Source organism: Thiomicrospira pelophila DSM 1534, assembly GCF_000711195.1.
GTDB classification, from domain to species: domain Bacteria; phylum Pseudomonadota; class Gammaproteobacteria; order Thiomicrospirales; family Thiomicrospiraceae; genus Thiomicrospira; species Thiomicrospira pelophila.
The window spans coordinates 2,074,910-2,095,649 of the sequence record NZ_JOMR01000001.1; the positions used below are offsets into that span (position 1 = coordinate 2,074,910).

At 46.2% G+C, this 20,740-nt stretch carries 17 protein-coding genes; 10 read left to right on the forward strand and 7 right to left on the reverse strand.

Annotation, left to right across the window (positions count from 1 at the left end; genetic code table 11):
• Position 1: 1 nt before the first annotated feature.
• Complete coding sequence (locus N746_RS0110120) at positions 2-268, reverse strand: accessory factor UbiK family protein (protein ID WP_029936276.1); 267 nt, start codon at positions 266-268, stop codon at positions 2-4.
• 197 nt (positions 269-465) lie between these two features.
• On the opposite strand from N746_RS0110120, the gene N746_RS0110125 reads away from it, so the two are divergent.
• Together N746_RS0110125 and N746_RS0110130 are read left to right on the forward strand one after the other, a co-directional pair.
• Entirely contained in the window at positions 466-1,947 is a 1,482-nt protein-coding gene (locus N746_RS0110125) for a phospholipase D family protein (RefSeq protein WP_029936278.1), read from the forward strand.
• A gap of 83 nt (positions 1,948-2,030) precedes the next feature.
• On the forward strand, positions 2,031-3,068 hold the full coding sequence (locus N746_RS0110130; protein ID WP_029936280.1) for a GGDEF domain-containing protein: 1,038 nt from the start codon (positions 2,031-2,033) through the stop codon (positions 3,066-3,068).
• Here N746_RS0110130 and N746_RS0110135 read toward each other — a convergent pair.
• The 6 genes from N746_RS0110135 to dprA all read right to left on the reverse strand — a co-directional run bounded on the left by N746_RS0110135 (position 3,065) and on the right by dprA (position 10,867).
• A complete protein-coding gene (locus tag N746_RS0110135; protein ID WP_029936282.1) occupies positions 3,065-3,730 on the reverse strand; it encodes an SPOR domain-containing protein in 666 nt (221 codons plus the stop codon). The genes N746_RS0110130 and N746_RS0110135 overlap by 4 nt on opposite strands.
• A complete protein-coding gene (gene argS / locus N746_RS0110140) occupies positions 3,730-5,493 on the reverse strand; it encodes an arginine--tRNA ligase (RefSeq protein ID WP_029936283.1) in 1,764 nt (587 codons plus the stop codon). Before argS ends, N746_RS0110135 begins: the two co-directional genes overlap by 1 nt.
• Positions 5,494-5,579: 86 nt before the next feature.
• On the reverse strand, positions 5,580-8,048 hold the full coding sequence (gene topA / locus N746_RS0110145; RefSeq protein WP_029936286.1) for a type I DNA topoisomerase: 2,469 nt from the start codon (positions 8,046-8,048) through the stop codon (positions 5,580-5,582).
• 233 nt (positions 8,049-8,281) lie between these two features.
• Entirely contained in the window at positions 8,282-9,289 is a 1,008-nt protein-coding gene (locus tag N746_RS0110150) for a PA2778 family cysteine peptidase (RefSeq protein ID WP_029936288.1), read from the reverse strand.
• Positions 9,289-9,669: a DUF6627 family protein gene (locus N746_RS0110155; protein WP_029936289.1), complete on the reverse strand. Its 381-nt coding sequence runs from the start codon at positions 9,667-9,669 to the stop codon at positions 9,289-9,291. The genes N746_RS0110150 and N746_RS0110155 overlap by 1 nt, the downstream gene beginning before the upstream one ends.
• 82 nt (positions 9,670-9,751) lie before the next feature.
• A complete protein-coding gene (gene dprA / locus N746_RS0110160) occupies positions 9,752-10,867 on the reverse strand; it encodes a DNA-processing protein DprA (protein WP_029936291.1) in 1,116 nt (371 codons plus the stop codon).
• A gap of 62 nt (positions 10,868-10,929) precedes the next feature.
• Between dprA and def the strand changes: the two genes are divergently transcribed.
• The 8 genes from def to N746_RS0110200 are packed head-to-tail and all read left to right on the forward strand — an operon-like array spanning position 10,930 to position 20,739.
• Positions 10,930-11,439 carry a peptide deformylase gene (def, locus tag N746_RS0110165; protein WP_029936293.1) on the forward strand — a complete coding sequence of 170 codons (510 nt, stop codon included), beginning with the start codon at positions 10,930-10,932 and terminating at the stop codon, positions 11,437-11,439.
• A gap of 32 nt (positions 11,440-11,471) precedes the next feature.
• Positions 11,472-12,398, forward strand: coding sequence for a methionyl-tRNA formyltransferase (fmt, locus tag N746_RS0110170; protein WP_029936296.1), 927 nt, complete (start codon positions 11,472-11,474; stop codon positions 12,396-12,398).
• Positions 12,399-12,411: 13 nt separating this feature from the next.
• Entirely contained in the window at positions 12,412-13,719 is a 1,308-nt protein-coding gene (gene rsmB / locus N746_RS0110175; RefSeq protein ID WP_029936298.1) for a 16S rRNA (cytosine(967)-C(5))-methyltransferase RsmB, read from the forward strand.
• A 32-nt stretch (positions 13,720-13,751) separates the two neighbouring features.
• Entirely contained in the window at positions 13,752-14,285 is a 534-nt protein-coding gene (locus tag N746_RS0110180) for a DUF4390 domain-containing protein (RefSeq protein ID WP_162173039.1), read from the forward strand.
• Positions 14,282-16,480, forward strand: a complete 2,199-nt coding sequence (locus N746_RS0110185) for a sensor histidine kinase (protein ID WP_029936302.1) — start codon at positions 14,282-14,284, stop codon at positions 16,478-16,480. The genes N746_RS0110180 and N746_RS0110185 overlap by 4 nt, the downstream gene beginning before the upstream one ends.
• Entirely contained in the window at positions 16,480-17,871 is a 1,392-nt protein-coding gene (locus tag N746_RS0110190; protein ID WP_051678627.1) for a sigma-54-dependent transcriptional regulator, read from the forward strand. Before N746_RS0110185 ends, N746_RS0110190 begins: the two co-directional genes overlap by 1 nt.
• Positions 17,872-17,882: 11 nt before the next feature.
• Complete coding sequence (trkA, locus tag N746_RS0110195; RefSeq protein ID WP_029936305.1) at positions 17,883-19,283, forward strand: Trk system potassium transporter TrkA; 1,401 nt, start codon at positions 17,883-17,885, stop codon at positions 19,281-19,283.
• Between the two features lie 4 nt (positions 19,284-19,287).
• Positions 19,288-20,739, forward strand: coding sequence for a TrkH family potassium uptake protein (locus N746_RS0110200; RefSeq protein ID WP_029936307.1), 1,452 nt, complete (start codon positions 19,288-19,290; stop codon positions 20,737-20,739).
• The last annotated feature ends 1 nt before the right edge of the window (position 20,740 follow it).

Below are 20,740 nucleotides of genomic sequence, written 5' to 3' on the forward strand. Positions count from 1 at the left end.
TTTAAGCCTGTTCGTTTGGGCTGACAGGTTGCTGAGTTTCCCAGTCAGCCAGGCGCTTTTCGAGTGCCTCAAGTTTGGCGCGCGTTTTCGCTAGTACCGCTGTTTGGGTATCAAATTCTTCACGCGTCACCACATCCATTTCTTGTAGCGCACTTTGAAGTTTCGCTTTAATTTGTGATTTTAAAGCGTCTGGCGCTTGCCCCATTTCAGGCGGAATCGCGTCCAGAATTTTGCGTGCAACCCCTTCTAACTGCTGTGGATTAAACATATTGCGATCCTTTTAGTCTAATAAACGTTAACCGTGCAAAGGTCTCTTTTAGGGATTATACGATTTTTACTTGCTTTCTAGGGCAAAGCTGGCAAAACTATCGGATGCTAACGATCTGTAGCATGAGCATGATGCTGATTAAGTTTATCACTTAGCTTGTGATTTTAGCCACCGCCTGTTTTATTATGAGGTCCATCTTGCCAAAATGTGATCAAGACAACCCTTCTATCGCTTTGAGCGCTAATGAATCACGCCATACATTACTGGGCGAGACGATTCAACCACAAGCGCAAAAACACACCAACCTTAGTGGTATTCGCGCTTTAGCCAACCCACATGATGCGTTTGCGGCGCGTGCATTGTTAATCCAGCTAGCTGAAAAAACACTCGATATTCAATATTACATTTGGCGTAAAGATATCACCGGCATGCTTTTACTGGAAGCTTTACACGAAGCCGCTGAGCGTGGTGTGCGGGTAAGGTTATTACTCGACGATAACGGTACGCGTAACCTAGATAAAGAGCTTAGCGCCTTAGACAGTCACCCGAATATTAAAGCTCGGTTATTTAACCCATTTCATATTCGTCACCCCAAATGGTTTGGGTTTATCACTCATTTTTCACGTGCTAATCGACGTATGCACAACAAACTATTTATTGCGGATAATCAAATGGCAATTGTAGGGGGCCGCAATATTGGGGATGAATACTTTGGCGCAACTGAAAGCTTATTGTTTGCAGATCTTGATGTCGCCGCAATCGGCGAGGTCGTACCGCATGTTTCGGCCGACTTTGATCGCTATTGGTCAAGTCCAGCCGTCAGCCCAATTAACACAGTTATCCCTCGTGCTAAATTAGATTTAGACACCCTAAGACATACCGCTTCCAATATTCAAATCAACCCAGCGGCTGAACTTTATGTCGCCGCGATGAGCGAATCGGACTTGATACGTGAACTACTCGAGGGTGAGCTGAAATTTGATTGGCGCGCGGTCAGCATGTTGAGCGATGATCCAGCTAAAGGACTTGGGCTAGCTAAACCAAGCAGCTTAATCAGCCATCAGCTTGAACAGGTTATTGGTCAGCCGAATCAGCAAGTCACGTTAATCTCGCCCTACTTTGTTCCCACTAAAGCGGGAGCTCAAGTATTTGTGGAGATGGTTAAGCGCGGAATTAAAGTACGCATCCTAACCAATTCTTTAGCCGCCACCAATATAGTAGCGGTGCATGGAGGTTATGCCAAGCACCGACGAGAACTTCTCGCTGGAGGTGTTGAATTATTTGAAATGCGGCGTGGTAAACAGTCCAAAATTAAACCCAAAAAACTTGGCCCCTTTGGAAGCTCGGCCACGAGTCTGCACGCTAAAACCTTTGCGATAGACAGCCAGCGCGTATTTGTTGGTTCGTTTAATTTTGATCCCCGTTCGACTCATCTAAATACTGAACTTGGGTTTATCATCGACAGCCCGCCCCTTGCCAAAACCATCGAGCAGTACTTTGATCAGGATATCCCCGCCAACGCCTATCAAGTTGAATTAAACAAACAAAATCAACTGGTTTGGGTTGAACATCAAACTAATACACAAATATTAACTCACCATCAAGAACCTTCAGCCAGTCTTTGGCGGCGCATACGATCTAAATTCTGGTCTATTTTACCGATTGAATGGTTACTTTGATGCTGACGGATATTAACATTTAAGGCTTAATTCGCATTTAAGTGATAATATCTACCCAATAACCTTACCCGGAGTGCCAGAAAATGTCGGATGAACAAGAAAGCCTAGTTAAAGCACGTAAAATTTTTGAGCGTATTAGCGAGGTATTTAGCGAACAAGACATCACTCCCAGCCCTCTAAACTACCAGGTCTGGTATGAATATTTCAAAGGGGACAAACCCCAGTTTCGTCAAGAAATGGATGCGATTCTCAATGATCCATTTGGCTATAACGATCGCACGGGGCGACGTTTATTTGATGCGCATTTAAAAGACGAAAAGCCAAGTAGTAATTTAGATCGCGTGTTTAAACGTTTATTAGATGCCATGGTTAAAAAAATGAGTGCTTGGACCGACAAACTGGCCTCACAAAACCAGCAGCTTGATGATTACGCTTTACGTTTATCCGAGCCTAATCTGGATCCGGAAAAACTTAAAGCTTTAACCGACTCGATTTTGCATACCACTCGAGACCTACGTCATAACAGCCAAGACGTTCAGCATGATTTAGTGCAAGCCAGCTTAGAAATCCAAACTTTACGTGAACAGCTGATTGAAGCGCGTGCTGAAAGTATGCAAGATGAGTTGACCGAATTAGGTAACCGCAAAGCTTTTAACATTCGCCTAGAGGAGTTGGCCGAAGAGTTTGCTGAACAGCCAGATCAGCTGCACTTAATCTTGATTGATATTGATCATTTCAAAAGTTTCAACGATCGGTTTGGGCATTTGGTAGGCGACAGCGTGTTACGTTATTTTGCAAATTTATTACGCAACAAACAACGTCCAAAAAATGTATTGTGTCGCTATGGTGGCGAAGAGTTTGCAATTATTATGAATGATTCGAGCCTAGAGCAAGCCCAAGATTGCGCCGAAAAATTGCGCACGGCCTTAAAACAGGCGAAACTAAAACGTCGTGGCACCAATGAAGTTTTGCCGGAAATTACCGCTTCTTTTGGTATCGCGCAATATCGTGCGGGCGAACAGCTGGACAACTTTGTGGCGCGTGCAGATGAGATGCTGTACAAGGCCAAACAAACCGGACGAGATCAGGTTATAACGGAGTTTGATACGCCAGCTTCCTAATCAGGTTGAATTCGCACCACTCGCGTATCGGCCCCTAAACGGCGCAATTCATTACGCTGTTGATTCATCACTAAACGATCGGTAAATGGCCCCAGCATAATGCGGTAATAGCGGCCTCGCTGAGTATCAATCGGCGCAATATCAACCTTACGCTGTTGATTTGATAAACGCACTTGTTCGCGCTGGGCTTGCTCTAACTCTGCAAATGAACCGGCCTGAATCCACATAGGTTCAGGCAATTCTATCGGCAAAGGTTCAACATCGACCACCACCTCAGTATTAGGCAAATCCTCATAAAAGGTAAATTGGGTTTTCACTACCGGCTCATTTAAATCGTCTGCCTCCGTCGTAACAGATGTTTCAACCGGCTCTTGAAGTTCGATCACTTGCTTTTCAACTTCAACAGATTCAGTGGATGTCGCCTGATAAACTTGACTGGCACGAGAGTCAGAAGCTTTGACACCTTGCGAAGCAAAGTGTTTAACCACAAAAAATGCGGTGACCAACAGGGCGCTGAGTAACAAGCCCGCCAACCATAGCATTTGACTCGAACTAAACGAAGTACCAGGCCTGGTGCTGTCAAAACTAGAATCGGAATCGATTTGAGATTTGCGCTGGTAGGTCTTACGACGCACTGGCGCATGTCGAAAATCCTGCGCCATTACATTTTCTCAGGCGCTTTAACACCAATAATTGCTAAACCATTTTGTAAAACTTGCTGTACGGCTAGGATCAACATCATACGCGCATTACGCAATTCAGCTTGCTCAACAATAAACTGTTGAGAGTTGTAATAGCTGTGTAAACCATGCGCTAACTCTTTAAGGTAATAGGCAATTTGATGAGGCTCATAAGCCAAGGCGGCGCGCCCAATTAAATCTGGGAACTGTGCCAATTTGGTGGCCAAGTCGACTTCGTGCTCGGTGGTTAACTGATCCAAGTTTGCCATGCCCATCGTCTCATCTAACGCATAGCCTTTTTCGGCCAACTGACCCAACACACTGCAAATACGCGCATGCGCATATTGAATGTAATACACCGGGTTATCGTTCGATTGAGATTTGGCTAAGTCCAAATCAAAATCCATGTGTTGTTCAGATTTACGCGCAACATAGAAAAAACGAGCCGCATCAGTGCCGACTTCTTCACGCAATTCACGCAAGGTCACAAACTGGCCACTTCGCGTCGACATCTGAGCGCGTTCACCACCACGGTATAGAATCGCAAACTGCACAAGCAATACTTGCAACGCATCTGGGTTGGTTTCCATCGCTTGCATCGCGGCTTTCACGCGCGGAATATAACCGTGGTGATCTGAGCCCCAGATATCAATAATGGTTTCATAACCACGCTCAAGCTTATTAAAGTGGTAGGCAATATCCGAGGCGAAATAGGTTTTTAGGCCGTTATCACGCACCACAACGCGGTCTTTTTCATCACCGTACTGAGTCGAACGGAACCAAAGTGCACCGTTTTTTTCGTAGATTTTGTCGGCTTGTTGCAGTTTCTCAAGAGCCGCATCCACCACACCTGTGTGCATTAAAGAACGCTCTGAGAACCAGTTATTAAACTTAACCCCAAACTCGGCTAAGTCTTCTTCAATATCCGTCAGAATATCTTTAAGCGCCAAGCTAAATACCTGTTCAAAATCGACGCCGCCTAATAAGGCTTTGGCACGCTCAATCAAGGCATCAATATGTTTTTCTTTGTCGCCGCCGTCTTCGCCTTCATCCGGGAAAGCACCGGCAAAGACTTCAAACGCCGGTTTGCGTAAGCCATCAGCATGCTGATCAAACAATTGACGCGCAATCGCGTAGATGTAATCACCCTTATAACCATTACTTGGGAAACGGAAGGTTTCGCCACAAATTTCTAAATAACGTAGCCAAACCGAGGTCGCCAAAATATCCATCTGACGACCCGCATCATTGACATAATATTCGGCGGTCACATCAAAGCCGGCAAAGCCTAACAGGTTTACTAAACTTGCACCATAAGCCGCCCCACGACCATGCCCGACATGCAAAGGCCCTGTTGGATTGGCCGATACGTATTCAACCAATACTGAGCGGCCCTGGCCTGCGCCAGTTTGACCAAACTGGGCTTTTTGCTCTAAGACCTGGTGCACCACCGCAAACTTGGCTTGATCATCCACAAAAAAGTTTATAAAACCCGGCCCAGCCATTTCGACCTTGGTGATCACCGACTGCTCGGGTAACAAAGCGATAATTTTAGCCGCCAATTCACGCGGGGCTAATTTGGCGGGTTTGGCAAGTGTCATTGCCAAGTTGGTGGCAAAGTCGCCGTGGGCTTTATCACGGGTTGGGTCAACTTGAACCTTAACTTCTTGATCAGCTGGAATCACGCCCTGCTGTTTAAGTTGTTCGGCTACTTCAATCAAAATTTGGCTTAATTTTGTTTTCATGCTTGTCTCGTTTGCGTAAATAGATGGCGCGGAAACGGGCTATTTTATCCGAAACCGCTTGGCCTTGACGACCTTTTAAACCCGAACTATTTGCTGGCTTTTTTAGCCGGCTTGCTAGCGGGTTTTTTAGCCGCGGGTTTTTTAGCTGGAGCTTTCTTTGCCGGCGCCTTTTTGGCCGCGGGTTTCTTAGCGGCCGCTCGGCCACGTTTTTTGGGTGGTGGTGCTTCGGCTAAACGTTTTTGACATTCTTCTAAAGTCAAATCATTCGGGTCTTCCGTTTTCGCAATTTTGGCATTCACCTTAGTTGAGGTATCTGTAATATACGGTCCCCAACGGCCATTCAAAATTTTGACATCGGTGCCAGCGAAGCTACGAACAATTTTGTCAGCATCGGCCTGGATTTTCGCCTCGACCAAAACCACCGCCTCGTCTAAGGTAATGCTTAATGGATCGTAACCTTTGATGGGTGCGAACAACTTTTCACCGTATTCTAAATAAGGACCAAATGGGCCTTGCTTAGCGATCAGGGTTTGACCTTTTTCAATATTAAACTCGGTGCCATCCGCGGCTTTTGCCGAGAAAGATTCCGGCATTTCACCCAACGTGCGTGGCAACTTAAACAGTTCCATCGCATCATCCAGCTTAAGCGTATCCATCTTCTGACCTGGTCGTAAACTCGCAAAGGTTGGCTTTTCGTCGTCCTCGCCTTCGCCTAACTGAACATAAGGGCCAAAGCGACCGATTTTAACAAACACTGGTTTGCCGGTTTTAGGATCATCACCCAATGAACGAGCTTGACCGGCCTCTTCCCTAGAGAGGGTTTCGGCTACTTCGACCTTAGGATGAAACTTGGTATAAAAACTTTCCAACATGTCCTGCCAGGCCTGGTCACCGAGTGCGATTTCATCAAACTCGGCCTCGACCTTGGCGGTGAACTTATAATCCAATACTTCACCAAAATTTTTCACTAAAAAGTCGTTAACGATACCGGCAATATCGGTTGGGAAAAGCTTGTTTTTTTCCGCCCCCGCCATTTCAGACAAGGTTTCAGTTTCAATTTTTCCGCCGCTAAGCGTAAGCTGACGTGCTTCACGCGGCGTGCCTTCTCGGTCTTCTTTTACCACATAACCACGTTGTTGAATCGTATCAATCGTCGGTGCGTAAGTAGACGGTCGCCCAATCCCCATTTCTTCCAAGGTGCGTACCAGACTGGCTTCGTTGTAGCGCGCCGGTGGGCGACTGAAACTTTGTTTAGCAACCATTTCAACCAGGTTAAGTGCTTGACCGACTTGCATGGCAGGCAATAACACATCGTCATCTTTTGACCCATCTAGATTGTAGACTTTTAAAAAGCCATCAAAGGTGACCATTTCACCTTTGGCTTGTAGACTTTCTTGCGCCATCTCGCTGAGGCTGATATCTACCGTGGTGCGCAACAACTCGGCTTCGGCCATTTGTGAGGCCATGGTGCGGCGCCAAATCAACTGATATAACCTTTGTTCGTTACGTTCGCCATTCACTTCTCGTACCGAAAAATCGGTAGGACGAATGGCTTCGTGCGCCTCTTGCGCATCGGCTTGTTTGGTTTTAAAGCGACGTGAATAACTGTATTTCGCGCCAAAGTCAGATTCGATCACTTGTTTGGCTTGCGCAATCGCGGTCTCAGATAAATTGACCGAGTCGGTACGCATATAGGTGATTTTGCCAGACTCATATAAACGCTGGGCAATCACCATAGTTTGTTTGACCGAAAAGCCCAACTTCTGGGAGGCTTCTTGCTGCAAGGTTGAAGTCGTAAACGGCGCTTTGGGAGCACGTTTAGCCGGCTTTTGCTCTAGATTTTTTACCGCTAAGGTGGATTTCGCTAAGGCTTCTAAATAAGTTTGTGCTTGTTGCTCGGTTTCAAAACTTGCGACGCGCTTAACATTAAAGGCTTCGCCGAGTTCGCCCTGCTCACCAATCGGCTGCAGCTGACCTTGTACCTTGTATGAAATTTGTGCATTAAAGGCTTCAACTTCACGTTCTCGCTCGACAATCAAGCGCACCGCAACTGACTGAACACGACCGGCGGATAAACCGGTTCGAATTTTTTTCCACAGAATAGGCGATAACTCAAAACCAACCACTCGATCGAGAATTCGGCGAGCTTGTTGCGCATTCACCAAGTTCAAATCGACGGTGCGTGGGTGGGCGACGGCTTTAGTGATCGCGTCTTTGGTAATTTCGTGAAACACGATACGTTTGGTGTCGGCTACATTTAGTTTTAAGGCTTCCGCTAGGTGCCAGGCAATAGCTTCCCCTTCGCGGTCCTCATCCGTCGCCAACCAAACCGCATCGGCCTCCTTGGCGAGCTTGCGTAGCTCGGTTACGTTTTTCTTTTTATCGGATGATATTTCATAGCTCGGCTCAAATCGATTAGCCAAATCAATCCCCATGCCTTTCTTCGACAGGTCACGAATATGCCCGTAACTGGAGCGCACGGTGAAATCTTTGCCCAGATATTGCTCGATGGTCTTGGCCTTGGCCGGCGACTCTACTATCACCAAATTCTTCATTGATAAACCTTAAATATAATGTTTGTGTTCTAGGGCTTGTTTTTTCGCTCTATTTTAAAGACTGCAAAAATTTTACGCATAATGCAAACATTAAAAATCAAAAACCGATTGCGTCCTAAATTGGCGCGATTGTAACCAGTGTGGCGCAAAAACCCAACTATATTGATAGCAAAACCTTGGTTTTACAAGCATTAACCTCGATTTAACACCACCAGGCCTGGTGACATTAAGTATTAATCACAATTTATAATTGGGCAGTCAATCGCTTGATTTTGATCAGGTAAGGCTTGCATTTCTAACCAGGTGGATTGAATATTCTTCTTCTGCGGTTGTCGTTTTATTGCACAAGCGGCGGCTTGCTTAGCTTGCACGTTACAAGACTGGGCTTTTAAATTATAGGCCCAGTTATTCCACAAGATCGCATTGGATCCATGCGGCGAAACCATCAACTCAAATATTGGGTTAGCTTTAGTAAAATTTTGCTGGTTGTAATGCAGATTGGTTAAAGCCAACCCAATTTCAAATGCGTCAGGCCATTGATTTAAGCCTGTCTGATAAGCTTGGATGGCGGCGTTAGTTTGGCCGACTTGTTCGAGTTCGAAGGCGGTTTTAAGCCACACAGCTGGTTCAGCGGTTGCGGGCAATTGATCTGGCGTCACCATGACTAATGCCCAATAATGACTGCGTTGCCAAGTCCGTTCAAATGTTGATAAATCACTGATCCAACGTTTGGTTTCAGCCGAACGTAAAATCAAATCTTGTTTATCCAAGTCATAACCGACTGCTACCGCATAATGCCAAACCGGGTACCAATCCAAGCCCAAGTTCTGCATCACTAGTACTGGGTTACCCGCTTCTAATTCATTTAGTAACGCAGACAATTTAGGTGCCAGTGGATAAGGCATTAAGCCTTGTTTACGACTAGCCGCAATCATCTCGATCTGCAAACTGCCCTTTTTTTCAGGAATATAAACTTGACTCACTAACTCATCTGGCTGTACATCTCGGCCACGGTATTGCATCACCGTCGCCAGCGCCGCTGGGCCACACTGATATTGAGTTTGCGGGTAAAAAGGCACGTCGGTCAGTTCAGTTGAATTAAATGACGAGGAAGACTGGGCGAGTAGTTTCTGTGTTTGTGGACTGGTCGCACAACCTGTGACAAGCAATAAACTTAACAGCGCTACAAACAAAACACCCAGCCGAAGCTGGGTGCGTATCACATTAAACTCGCTAAACATTAGTTAACGGATCTAATAAACGGGAAAATATCGGTTGCACCAATCACGTCTGTTACTACGAAAATAACAAACAACAACACTAAAATGCTCACTACATCGGCACCAGCCGGTAGATCCGCTATTTGCTGATTGAGTTGTGCGACTTCCGCATCCGTCATTAAGGCAATACGTTGTTCAACATCGCCCACCGTTACACCCATCGCCACCAGTTTTTCCTGTACATCGGCACGATCTAGTACTGTGGCTAAGGCTTCTCGATCCATTTGAGCTTGTTGGGTTGAAATGACTTCATCAGTTGACACCATCGCCGCTTGCAATGGCATGGTTGATAAACCTAAAAAGGCTAAAGCTAATACTGCACTTGTCCATTTCTTAAACATCTTACCGCTCCTCGTTTCATTAAAATTATGAACGCTTCGTTATTGAATATAATCTAAATCTAGCTCAGCTGCAAACGGACTATTAAATCCGGCGCCAGCGTCCGGCTGAAAGTGATTCCACTTGGCCACCGAGCTCCAATATCATCATTTGAGCCTGAATATCTGATGCCGCCATTTTTGTCATCACCACTAACTCATCTAAACTTATCGGCTCATATTCCATTATCTCCAATAATGGGTGTGTGGATTGATCGGGCACCAGGTCTGGTGATGATGTTTCAGGCTTAGTAGTATTGTTATCCCAACTGAACGCCACCAAAGGCGCCAATTCTTCTAGAACATCTTGTGCCGACTCGACCAATTTAGCACCTTGCTTAATTAGTTGGTGGCAACCTTTAGCCAAGGAGTTATTAATCGAACCTGGAATCGCAAACACTTCACGACCTTGCTCCATCGCCTGACGTGCGGTAATCAGCGAACCACTTTTTAAGGCCGCTTCGACTACCAAACATCCGGTGGCCATGCCACTAATGAGTCGATTGCGTTTAGGAAAGTTTTGCGCCAAGGGTCGAGTGCCGAGCGGGTATTCCGACACAATCGCACCCTGTTCAGCAATTTGTCGGGCTAAATTTTGATTCGCGGCCGGATAAATTCGATCCAGACCCGTGCCGACCACCGCCAAGGTTTGACCTTGACCTTTTAAACCGCCGCGATGAGCGGCGGCATCAATGCCATGCGCTAAACCGCTGGTAATGCATAAACCCACTTGCGATAGATGCGCCCCAAAATCTTCGGCGATTTGTAGGCCTTGGCGGGAAGCGTGACGACTACCTACCACCGCCAATTGCGGGCTTTTTAATAGACCCAAGTCACCGCGAACATACAATAATATAGGTGGGTCAGCGATTTCGCGCAACAGTTCTGGAAAAGCGTCATCTTCTAACGTAATAATATGGTGGTTCGGTTGCTGCACCCAGTCTAAGGCTTGCTGAATGAGCGTCTCATCTACCTGAAAAAACGCATCTGCTTGTTTCTCCGTTATATTAGGCACTTGCAACCAGTCTGAATGTGAAGTATACGCTAATTGCGAAACACCGCCTAAATGATCACTGACCCGTCGAACTTGCTTGGCGCTCAAATAAGCCAAGTGTAGTCTGAGCCAAATTGTCAGCTCGGTATTGTCGGCATTTTTATTCATAAATTCGCTATAATGCTTGGATTCCGTAAAGTTTCAAGTATAAACCTAAAAGTAACTATTCCATGCAAAAACTCGACCTTGTTTTATTCCCGGATGAAGGTTTGCGCGAAGTCTGCGCCCCCGTGCCGGAAATGACCGACGATTTAGATCGTCTAATTGATGATATGTTTTACACCATGTACGAGGCACCCGGTATCGGCCTCGCCGCTCCCCAGATAGCGGTACAACAACGCGTCATTGTGGTGGACGTATCGGAAGACAAAAAACAACCTCTCGCATTGATTAATCCAGAAGTTGTGCGCAGTGCCGGCCAGATCACCTGGGAGGAAGGCTGTTTGTCTTTGCCCGGCATTTATGCACATATAGATCGCCCAAGCGATATTTTAGTGCGCGCAATGAACCGTGATGGCCAAATGATTGAAATGGAAGCCTCCGATTTAATGGCGATCTGTATTCAGCATGAAATTGACCACTTAAATGGTAAACTGTTTGTAGACCATTTATCTGGCCTAAAACGCACCCGTATTTTACAAAAATACAAAAAACTGCAAGCTGAAGCCAAGGCTAATTAACACAAACGCGGCATCGCTTGAAAGGAGCGCTCATGAGTTATCGAATTATCTTTGCTGGCACACCCGAATTTTCGGTCGCGCCCTTGCAAGCTTTATTGGACTCAGAGCACCAAGTCGTTGGCGTTTATACCCAGCCAGATCGCCCTGCTGGACGCGGGCGAAAGCTTACACCCAGTCCAGTCAAACAACTCGCGCTCGAGCACAACTTACCCGTATTTCAGCCTGAAAGTCTTAAGACGGCCGAAGCTCAAGTCGAGTTGGCGGCGTTAAATGCCGATATTATGGTCGTGGTGGCTTATGGTTTAATTTTGCCGCAAGCTGTGTTGGATATGCCAAAACTGGGTTGCCTGAATATTCATGCATCCTTGTTACCTCGCTGGCGTGGAGCCGCGCCGATTCAACGCGCGATTGAAGCTGGCGACCAACAAACCGGCATCACCATTATGCAAATGGATGCGGGCTTAGATACCGGTGCGATGCTGTATAAGGTTGAAACCGATATTCAAGCTGAAGATACGGCGCAAACCTTACATGACCGCTTAGCGCCAATGGGCGCACAAGCTTTATTGGACACGCTGGCGAATTTAAATCAGCTTAACCCAGAAGCTCAATCCGACCACCAGGCCTGCTATGCCGCCAAACTGACCAAGGCGGAAGCCGAGGTTGATTGGACTTTGTCTGCCCAGCAAATCGTGCGGCGCATTCATGCCTTTAACCCTTGGCCAATGGCGTTCACGCATTTTGACGCTCAACCTTTACGTATTCTGCAAGCGCAAGCTTTAGACGGCCCCAAACACGATAAACCCGGTGAAATGATTTTATTGGAAAAATTAGGTGTGGATGTGATGGCCGGCGAAGGCCTAGTGCGAATTATACAATTGCAACCGGCCGGTAAAAAACCCATGTCGGCGTATGATTTTTGCCAAGCGCGCAATGTCATCGGCAAAACGCTTACTTAAACTTTAGGCCTTTATGAATCCACGTCGTGCTGCACTTAATGCCCTGTTAAATGTGACCCAACAAGGTCAATCTCTTAGTCAAGCGTTACCGAATGCCTTGCAAGCTATTGCCGATCGGCGTGACCGCGCCTTTGCCCAGAATTTAGTGTTTGGTTGTCTGCGCTGGTATGACCGTCTGGTCGCGGTTCGAAACCAGCTCCTGGCCAAGCCGCTTAAAGCCAAAGACGAAGACATTAATAACTTAATCCTACTCGCGCTTTATCAGCTTTTGTATCTGGATACGCCGGATCACGCAGCCGTTTCTGAAACCGTGAACTTAAGTCAAAAGCTCAAAAAGCCTTGGGCGCGCGGGTTATTAAATGGCGTATTACGCAGTTTTATACGGGATCAAGACGCGATTTTAGCCAAGTTGCCCAGCGACATTGGTGTACAAACAGCTCACCCGAGTTGGTTGGTAAAGGCGTTAAAACAAGCTTATCCCGAGCAATACGAACAAATCTTGCAACAAAATAATCAAACCGCGCCACTCACCTTGCGTGTCAATCAACGTGTGCAAACGCGTGACAGCTTGCTTAGTCTTTTAAATGAAGCCGGCCTATCGGCACAAGCTCACCCTCTTAGCCCGGTTGGTATTTCGCTAAGCAGTCCGGCGGATATCAGCCAACTCCCGAGCTTTGAACAAGGCGGATTCAGCGTACAAGATATCGCCGCCCAACAAGCCGCGTTGATTCTACAACCCAAGCCGAGCATGCGTTTACTGGATGCCTGCGCCGCTCCCGGTGGTAAAACTGGGCATTTACTTGAATATAGCGACAACCAGGCCTGGTTGTTAGCACTCGAAAAACAAGCCGACCGTATGCCGCGCCTGCAAGAAAATTTGGCACGCCTTAAACTGGATGTGCATACGCAAGTCACCGATGCGGGTGACCACCAGGCCTGGTGGGATGGCAAGCCTTTTGATCAAATATTACTGGATGCGCCCTGTTCCGCTACCGGCATTATTCGTCGCCACCCGGATATTAAACACCACCGTCGGCCAGAGGACATTGACGCTTTAGTCGAGATTCAGGCGCACCTGTTAGATCAACTTTGGCAAACGCTGAAACCCGGCGGACAGTTGCTTTATGCGACCTGCTCGGTACTGCCACAAGAAAATGCTCAACAAGTTGAAGCCTTTTTGCAGCGTCAAACCGATGCTCAATTGCAACCAATTGCGGGCGACTGGGGGCAAGGCGAGATCGGCAAGCAAATCTTACCTGGTGAACAGGGCATGGATGGGTTTTATTATGCACTCTTACACAAAGCGGATGTCAGCGCATGAGTTGGTTGGGCGGAATAATGGGTGTTATATTCATGTTCGTCAGCCAAGTGGCCTGGTCGCAAGTCACGCTGTTAGATTTGGTCGATAAGCAAATTGACGACACACTATACATAGATGCCAGAGCCCATATTAAACTACCGGAAAAAGTGGTACGTGCTATTCAGCATGAAATCCCGATCCGGTTTGTGACCGAAATTGAATTAACCCGCCGCGACCAGATTTTCATTTTCCCTTATAACAGTCAACAAACTCACATACGTTATACCACCGAACTTTCCTATTCACATTTTGAGCGGCGCTATAAACTGCATAACCTACGCAATCAAAATATTCGTTATTTCAGCCACCTTGCCCCCGCTTTAGATACACTCAGTGAATTACAAAATTTTCCTATTACAAGCTTAAATCAACTCCATTCCGGCCTACATTACAAATTAAAGCTTCAGTTCCGCTTGAATTATTGGGCACTACCGGCTCCGATGTTAACGCAAGCTCTATTTGATTCGGACTGGCGTTTCAAAAGCGAATGGTTTGAGCTGCCTATTCAAGCGGGGCGACGCCGATGAATGTTAAAACACGCTTATTTCTGAAACAGTATGGTTGGCTAATGATTGTGACGGGGTTATTGTTGATCTCGCTTGTGATCATGCATCAAATTTTACAAAATGCGCCCGAGCTTGTTGAATACTATATAGGGTTGTTAGTGTTTAGTGTGATGGGGACATTGATTCTCTTGACCCTACTGGTCCGCACACTTCTCAAACTTTACCGGCAGTATAAACAAAACATATCTGGTATTCGAACCACCATAAAAATTACCAGCACCCTCACCCTGTTATTGGCTTTTCCAATTTTGACCTTGTTTTATTTCTCGGTCAGCCTAGTGCATCAAAGTATTGATCAATGGTTTGACATTCGTACCGAACAAGCCTTAAGTGATGCCAGCGCTTTGGTTCGCGCCAACCTAGATAATTTAACGCGAGATAGCTTAAATGCAACTCAGCGCGCCGAAGATTCCCTACGCCCCTTTTTGGCGCAACGACCCGCTTATTCAGTCAGTCAACTGCGCAATCAACTGGGCGCTCAAGAAGTCGCGCTTTATCAATCAAACGGCCAGTTAATCGCCTATAGCAATAGTTTTGGGGATCAAAGCCTGCCAAACCAACCTGGCGATAATTTATTCCAACAACTACGCCAGCGCCATAGCTATGCGGCGGTTGAAACCTTGAGTGAAACCAACAGACAAATCGTGCGTGTATTAATACCGGTTTTTAATCCGTTTTCAAACCAAGTTCATCCACTGCAAGTTATCTTTAATATCCCGGAAAACATTACTCGCTATGCACAATCAGTACGCTTGGCTGAAAGTCAGTATCACGAATTAAACTACTTACGCGCACCACTCAAAACCAGCTTTACTTTGATCTTATCTATGGTGCTATTATTGACGTTAGTCAGTGCATTATTATTTATGGTGCAGGCCGCCCAGAACCTCACCCGCCCGATTCGTTACCTAGCACAAGGCACGCAACGTGTAGCGCAAGGCGACTACAGCACCAAAATGCAGGTCGACCGCGATGATGAATTTGGTACCTTAATTCAGTCGTTTAACGACATGATCGGTCAGGTAGCGAAGGCTCGAAATGATATTAAAATTAACCACCAACAAACCGAAGTGCAGCGTTTATATTTCCAAGCCGTCATCCGTAACCTAACCAACGGTGTGGTTACGCTCGATATGAACCGCCGCTTGCGCACGATTAATGATAAAGCCAGTCAAATCTTAGGTATTAATTTACAGCCCTTAGTGGGCGAACGATTTTGCGACATTATGGATCAAGCTGACACCCCGCACCTTAAACCATTTTTTGATGCGATGATGCCACGTTTTGAAAACCAAAACTTAATGCAAATGGATGCACGTCCATGGAGTGAACAAATCACCATCCAATATCAAAATCAGCAACGCATTATTCTGATGCATGGCTCAACACTGCCCAGTATTGACCAAAAAATTGGTGGGTTTGTGATTGTAATGGATGATATTACCGATTTAGTTCAAGCTCAGTTACATGCGGCTTGGAGTGATGTCGCCCGTCGGTTGGCGCATGAAATCAAAAATCCGCTCACCCCCATCCAACTGAGTGCCGAACGTTTAGAATTCAAACTGTCCAACAAACTTCAACCTGATGATGCCGCCTTGTTAGAACGTATGACCCGCACGATTGTAGATCAAGTCGATACCATGCAAACGTTGGTTCAGGCCTTTATCGATTATGCGCATACGCCTGAAATGCAATTACAAATGTTGGATTTAAATGAGCTAATTCTGGATATTGTGTCCTTATACCAAGCCCCTAATGACGTTGGCATTATCCAGCTTAACTTCGACCCAGAGTGCCCTGCTATTCTGGCGGATGCGTCGCGCTTACGTCAGCTGTTTCATAACCTGATCAAAAATGCACTCGAAGCCACCGAAGAAACGGATTCAGCTCAGGTTAAAATTATCACAGATTGCGCGGCTCAGCCTGATAAGATTACAATCCAAGTGATTGACAACGGCCCTGGAATTCCAGAGCAAGCCATTAACTGGATTTTCGAACCCTATGCAACCGACAAACCGAAGGGCACCGGGCTCGGCCTTGCAATCGTTAAGAAGATAGTAGAAGAACACAACGGGCAGATTGAGTTACAAGGAACGGATACCCAAGGTACCTGTTTTGTAATTACGCTTTCAAAACTTAACGCGGATAGACACTGATGCAAAAACCGTCAAGTTCAAATACCCATTCAACCATCTCAGGTAAATTGCTCATCGTTGATGATGAAAAAGATATTCGCAACTTAATGCAAGAAATCTTTGCTGAGGAAGGTTACCAAGTCATGACCGCCGCCAATGGCGTACAAGCGCGCTCGGCTTGGCGCGATAATGTTCCGGATGTTATTTTTCTGGATATCTGGATGCCGGATGTAGACGGACTGTCTTTACTTAAAGAAATGCAGGCCGAAAAGCTGCTAGAACACACCACCGTTATTATGATGTCTGGTCACGGCACCATCGAAACGGCTGTCGAAGCCACGCGTTTTGGTGCCTATGATTTTATGGAAAAGCCTTTGTCTTTAGCCAAATTAATTGTGATGGCGGAACGTGCGTTGGAGCACAATCGACTCGCACATGAAAACCGACGCTTAAAAGGCAACCAACCAGGCCTGGTGATGCCGGTTGGTAAAAGCAAACTCATGCGTGAACAACGTAGCACGATCGAACGCCTGGCGAAATATACTATGCCGATTTTACTAACAGGCGAGGCCGGCACCGGTAAACATTTTTTTGCCAACGCCTTACATCAAATCAGCCCCCGCAAAGACGCGCCTATTTATAACCTACATGCTAAAGACTTTTCTGAACAGTTAGAAGTCTGGCTAGGCACCTCTGAAGAACGTAATACCCAAGTTGGTGAAATTGAACAAGTTAAAAACGGCACCTTAGTGCTCTCTAATGTTGAACAGTTATCAGAGGAAGCTCAGAGTCGGCTTGCGGATTTAATTTTTCACCAAGCCTATCGTCGCCTGGGTCATGACAAGCTCTACCCAATCGATATACGCTTGGTATGCACCACGCGCGTTGATCTTGAACAAGCGGTTGAGAACGCTGAATTTCGTGAAGATGTGTTTAAACGTTTAAATGTGATGCCGATTATGGTTCCAGCCTTACGTCAACACAACGAAGACATTCCAGAGTTGGTCAACCACTTTGTTCGACATTTTACTTTCCAAGAAGGTCTGCCTAATCGCGTTTTTTCAGAATCCGTTTTTAATTTATTACGCCAATATGCTTGGCCGGGCAATTTGCGCGAACTTCAAAACTTGGTACAACGTTTGTTAATTTTAGGTACCACACCAGACGTCTCAGAAGAGGAAGTACGCCACAGCTTGACCCAGTCTTCGCAGCAATACTACAATAGCGCATCCATTGACACCTCCATGAACTTAAAGGCCGCTAAAGAGAGTTTTGAGGCCGCCTATTTGAAACAGTTATTGCGTGAAACCAGTGGCAGCGTTTCAGAAACCGCCAAGCGTTCTGGCATTGAGCGCACCCATCTCTATCGCAAACTCAAAGTGTTAGAGATAGATCCAAAAGATCCCATTTAAGGAAATTATCTATGAACATTGTTATTCTCGGAGCCGGCCAAGTGGGTTCTTCGCTCGCCGAATTATTAGCCAATGATGATAACGACGTCACCGTGGTTGATTTAGATAACGCCAGCTTACAGCGTTTACAAGACCGATTAGATATCCGCACGGTACAAGGCCACGTTTCCCACCCGAATGTGTTAGTTCAAGCCGGTTTAGAGTATGCCGATTTATTGATTGCGGCCGCTCAAAATGATGAAACCAATATCGTCGCCTGCCAAATGGCGCACATCATGTTCAAAACCACCACAAAAATTGCACGGGTACGTAGCAACGATTATCTTAAACACCCAGAGTTGTTTGACCGTAACCAAAACCCAGATGCGATTCCAATTGATTTACTAATCAGCCCTGAAAACCTAGTAACCGATTACATCCTGCAATTAATCGCTTATCCGGGGTCACTTCAGGTAGTCGACTTTGCCGATGGCTTGGTGCGTTTGGTCGCCATGCGCGCGCACAATGGTGGGCCTCTGGTGGGCAAAAAAATCCGTGAACTTAAACAACATCTGCCTTCAAAAGTTAGAACCCGTATTGTCGCAATCTACCGTCAAGACGAAGTCGTGATGCCGACTGGAGATGAACCTATCCGAGTCGGGGATGAGGTGTTCTTTATTGCCGAACCACATGATATTTCAATTATCGTAGAAGAATTTCGCCGTGAGAAACAGAAAAAAGCACGCAACATTATGATCGCGGGGGGAGGGCACATTGGTTTCAGTTTGGCCAAGCAGTTGGAAGACACCCATCAGGTCAAAATCATTGACCACAACATTATCCGAGCGCGTGAAATATCGGAAGTGTTAGATCAAGCAATTATTATTCACGGTGACGTGTCAGATAAGGATTTGTTGATTGAAGAAAATATTGACGAAATTGACTTGTTTGTGGCAGTAACGAATAAAGATGAAGCTAATATTATTTCATCCATGTTAGCCAAAAAACTCGGCGTTCGTCGTGTCATTGCCCTGGTTAACAACCAATCCTATATTGAACTCATCCATCTCAACTCGATTGATATTGCGATATCAGCTGACCGAATCACTACTAATAACTTACTCCACTATATGCGTCAGGGCGATACGGTAAAGGCCTCTACGCTTAGACGTGGTGCGGCCGAAGCCATGGAAGTGATTGTACATGGCAGTGAAAACTCATCTAAAATCATTGGTAAACGTCTGGTAGAGGTTGACTGGCCAAAAGACATCACCATCGGCTGTATTGTGCGCGAAGGCAAGGTGTTGTTTGCGCATCGCGACCTGGTAATTGAAGCTGAAGATCATGTCATACTATTTTTAACTGATCGTTCACGCATCACAGAAATTCATGACCTGTTCGCGCCTGAAGAACGTCGATCTTGGCTAGGATAGCAATATGCAATTTCAGATTATTATAAAAATTCTTGGGCTTTTGCTAATGGTCTATAGCCTAAGTCTTCTGCCCCCGATTGCTGTCGCTTTAATCTATAAAGACGGCGCGCTTATTGCCTTTCTCTCCGCCATGGTGTTAACCCAGGTCACCGGCTTGTCCTTATGGTTGCCGAATCGCAAACATAAACGGGAACTCAAAATTCGGGACGGCTTTATTATTGTTGTGATGTTCTGGACGGCACTTGGGTTAGTGGGGGCATTGCCCTTTTTACTCGAAGAAGAAGTCCCGATTTCAATCAGCGATGCGATTTTTGAATCTTTTTCTGGCTTAACCACCACTGGGGCGACTATATTAAGTGGCTTAGATACGATGCCACATGCAATTTTGTGGTACCGCCAGCAACTTCAGTGGTTAGGCGGTATGGGTATCATTGTGTTAGCCGTCGCTATTTTGCCTTTATTAGGTATCGGTGGTATGCAGTTATACCGTGCCGAAATGCCCGGACCGGCTAAATATAATAAGTTAGCACCCCGTATTTCTGAAACCGCTAAAACCCTTTGGCTGATTTATGTCGCCCTCACTATCGCTTGTGCAAGCGCATATTGGTTCGCTGGCATGAGCTGGTTCGATGCCATTGGTCACAGTTTTTCTACCGTGGCAATTGGCGGGTTTTCGACTCACGATGCCAGCATTGGTTACTTTGACAGCCAGGTTATTGAGTCGATTGCCGTGTTTTTTATGTTCCTAGCCGGTGCCAACTTTGCTTTGCACTTTCGCGCCTTCCGATCACTTGAAGTCAAGCCCTACTTGTTTGACCCAGAGTTCCGTACTTACGTCATGGTATTGTTAATTGGCATTGCGATCAGTACGAGTTATTTATATTTTCAAGACATATATACCAGCCTATCTGAGGCTTTCCGCTATGGTCTCTTTATGACGGTATCCATCGCGACCACGACCGGCTATGGCAATGCTGATTTTGCAATGTGGCCAGGATTTTTACCTGTAATGTTGATCTTCATGAGCTTTATAGGCGGTAGTGCCGGTTCTACCGGTGGCGGTATGAAAGTGATTCGTTTCTTGCTGTTATTTAAGCAGGGGATTCGTGAGATTCAACGCTTAATGCACCCCAATGCCTTAATGCCAGTTAAGTTAAGTGGCCGTGCGATTCCAGAGCGTGTTATGTCATCTGTATGGGGTTTCTTTGCGTTGTATGTTGCGACCTTTGCAATCATTTTGCTCGCTTTAATGGCTTTGGGCATGGATCAGGTCACGGCCTTTTCAGCGACCGCGGCCACATTAAACAACCTAGGGCCAGGCTTAGGTGAAGTCGCCGCCAACTTTGGTGGCATTAATGATCCCCAGAAATGGATTTTAACCCTTTCGATGTTACTGGGTCGCTTGGAGATTTTCACATTACTAGTGATTTTAACCCGCACCTTCTGGCGAGCTTAAG

What these genes read in the sequence shown, in the direction of transcription:
- rsmB (WP_029936298.1), top strand. Translation starts at nt 12,412, where the DNA reads ATGAATCCACGTCGTGCTGCACTTAATGCCCTGTTAAATGTGACCCAA.
- N746_RS0110185 (WP_029936302.1), top strand. Translation starts at nt 14,282, where the DNA reads ATGAATGTTAAAACACGCTTATTTCTGAAACAGTATGGTTGGCTAATG.
- argS (WP_029936283.1), bottom strand. Translation starts at nt 5,493, where the DNA reads ATGAAAACAAAATTAAGCCAAATTTTGATTGAAGTAGCCGAACAACTT.
- N746_RS0110120 (WP_029936276.1), bottom strand. Translation starts at nt 268, where the DNA reads ATGTTTAATCCACAGCAGTTAGAAGGGGTTGCACGCAAAATTCTGGAC.
- dprA (WP_029936291.1), bottom strand. Translation starts at nt 10,867, where the DNA reads ATGAATAAAAATGCCGACAATACCGAGCTGACAATTTGGCTCAGACTA.
- trkA (WP_029936305.1), top strand. Translation starts at nt 17,883, where the DNA reads ATGAACATTGTTATTCTCGGAGCCGGCCAAGTGGGTTCTTCGCTCGCC.
- N746_RS0110180 (WP_162173039.1), top strand. Translation starts at nt 13,752, where the DNA reads ATGTTCGTCAGCCAAGTGGCCTGGTCGCAAGTCACGCTGTTAGATTTG.
- fmt (WP_029936296.1), top strand. Translation starts at nt 11,472, where the DNA reads ATGAGTTATCGAATTATCTTTGCTGGCACACCCGAATTTTCGGTCGCG.
- N746_RS0110150 (WP_029936288.1), bottom strand. Translation starts at nt 9,289, where the DNA reads ATGTTTAGCGAGTTTAATGTGATACGCACCCAGCTTCGGCTGGGTGTT.
- N746_RS0110200 (WP_029936307.1), top strand. Translation starts at nt 19,288, where the DNA reads ATGCAATTTCAGATTATTATAAAAATTCTTGGGCTTTTGCTAATGGTC.
- topA (WP_029936286.1), bottom strand. Translation starts at nt 8,048, where the DNA reads ATGAAGAATTTGGTGATAGTAGAGTCGCCGGCCAAGGCCAAGACCATC.
- N746_RS0110155 (WP_029936289.1), bottom strand. Translation starts at nt 9,669, where the DNA reads ATGTTTAAGAAATGGACAAGTGCAGTATTAGCTTTAGCCTTTTTAGGT.
- N746_RS0110130 (WP_029936280.1), top strand. Translation starts at nt 2,031, where the DNA reads ATGTCGGATGAACAAGAAAGCCTAGTTAAAGCACGTAAAATTTTTGAG.
- def (WP_029936293.1), top strand. Translation starts at nt 10,930, where the DNA reads ATGCAAAAACTCGACCTTGTTTTATTCCCGGATGAAGGTTTGCGCGAA.
- N746_RS0110190 (WP_051678627.1), top strand. Translation starts at nt 16,480, where the DNA reads ATGCAAAAACCGTCAAGTTCAAATACCCATTCAACCATCTCAGGTAAA.
- N746_RS0110135 (WP_029936282.1), bottom strand. Translation starts at nt 3,730, where the DNA reads ATGGCGCAGGATTTTCGACATGCGCCAGTGCGTCGTAAGACCTACCAG.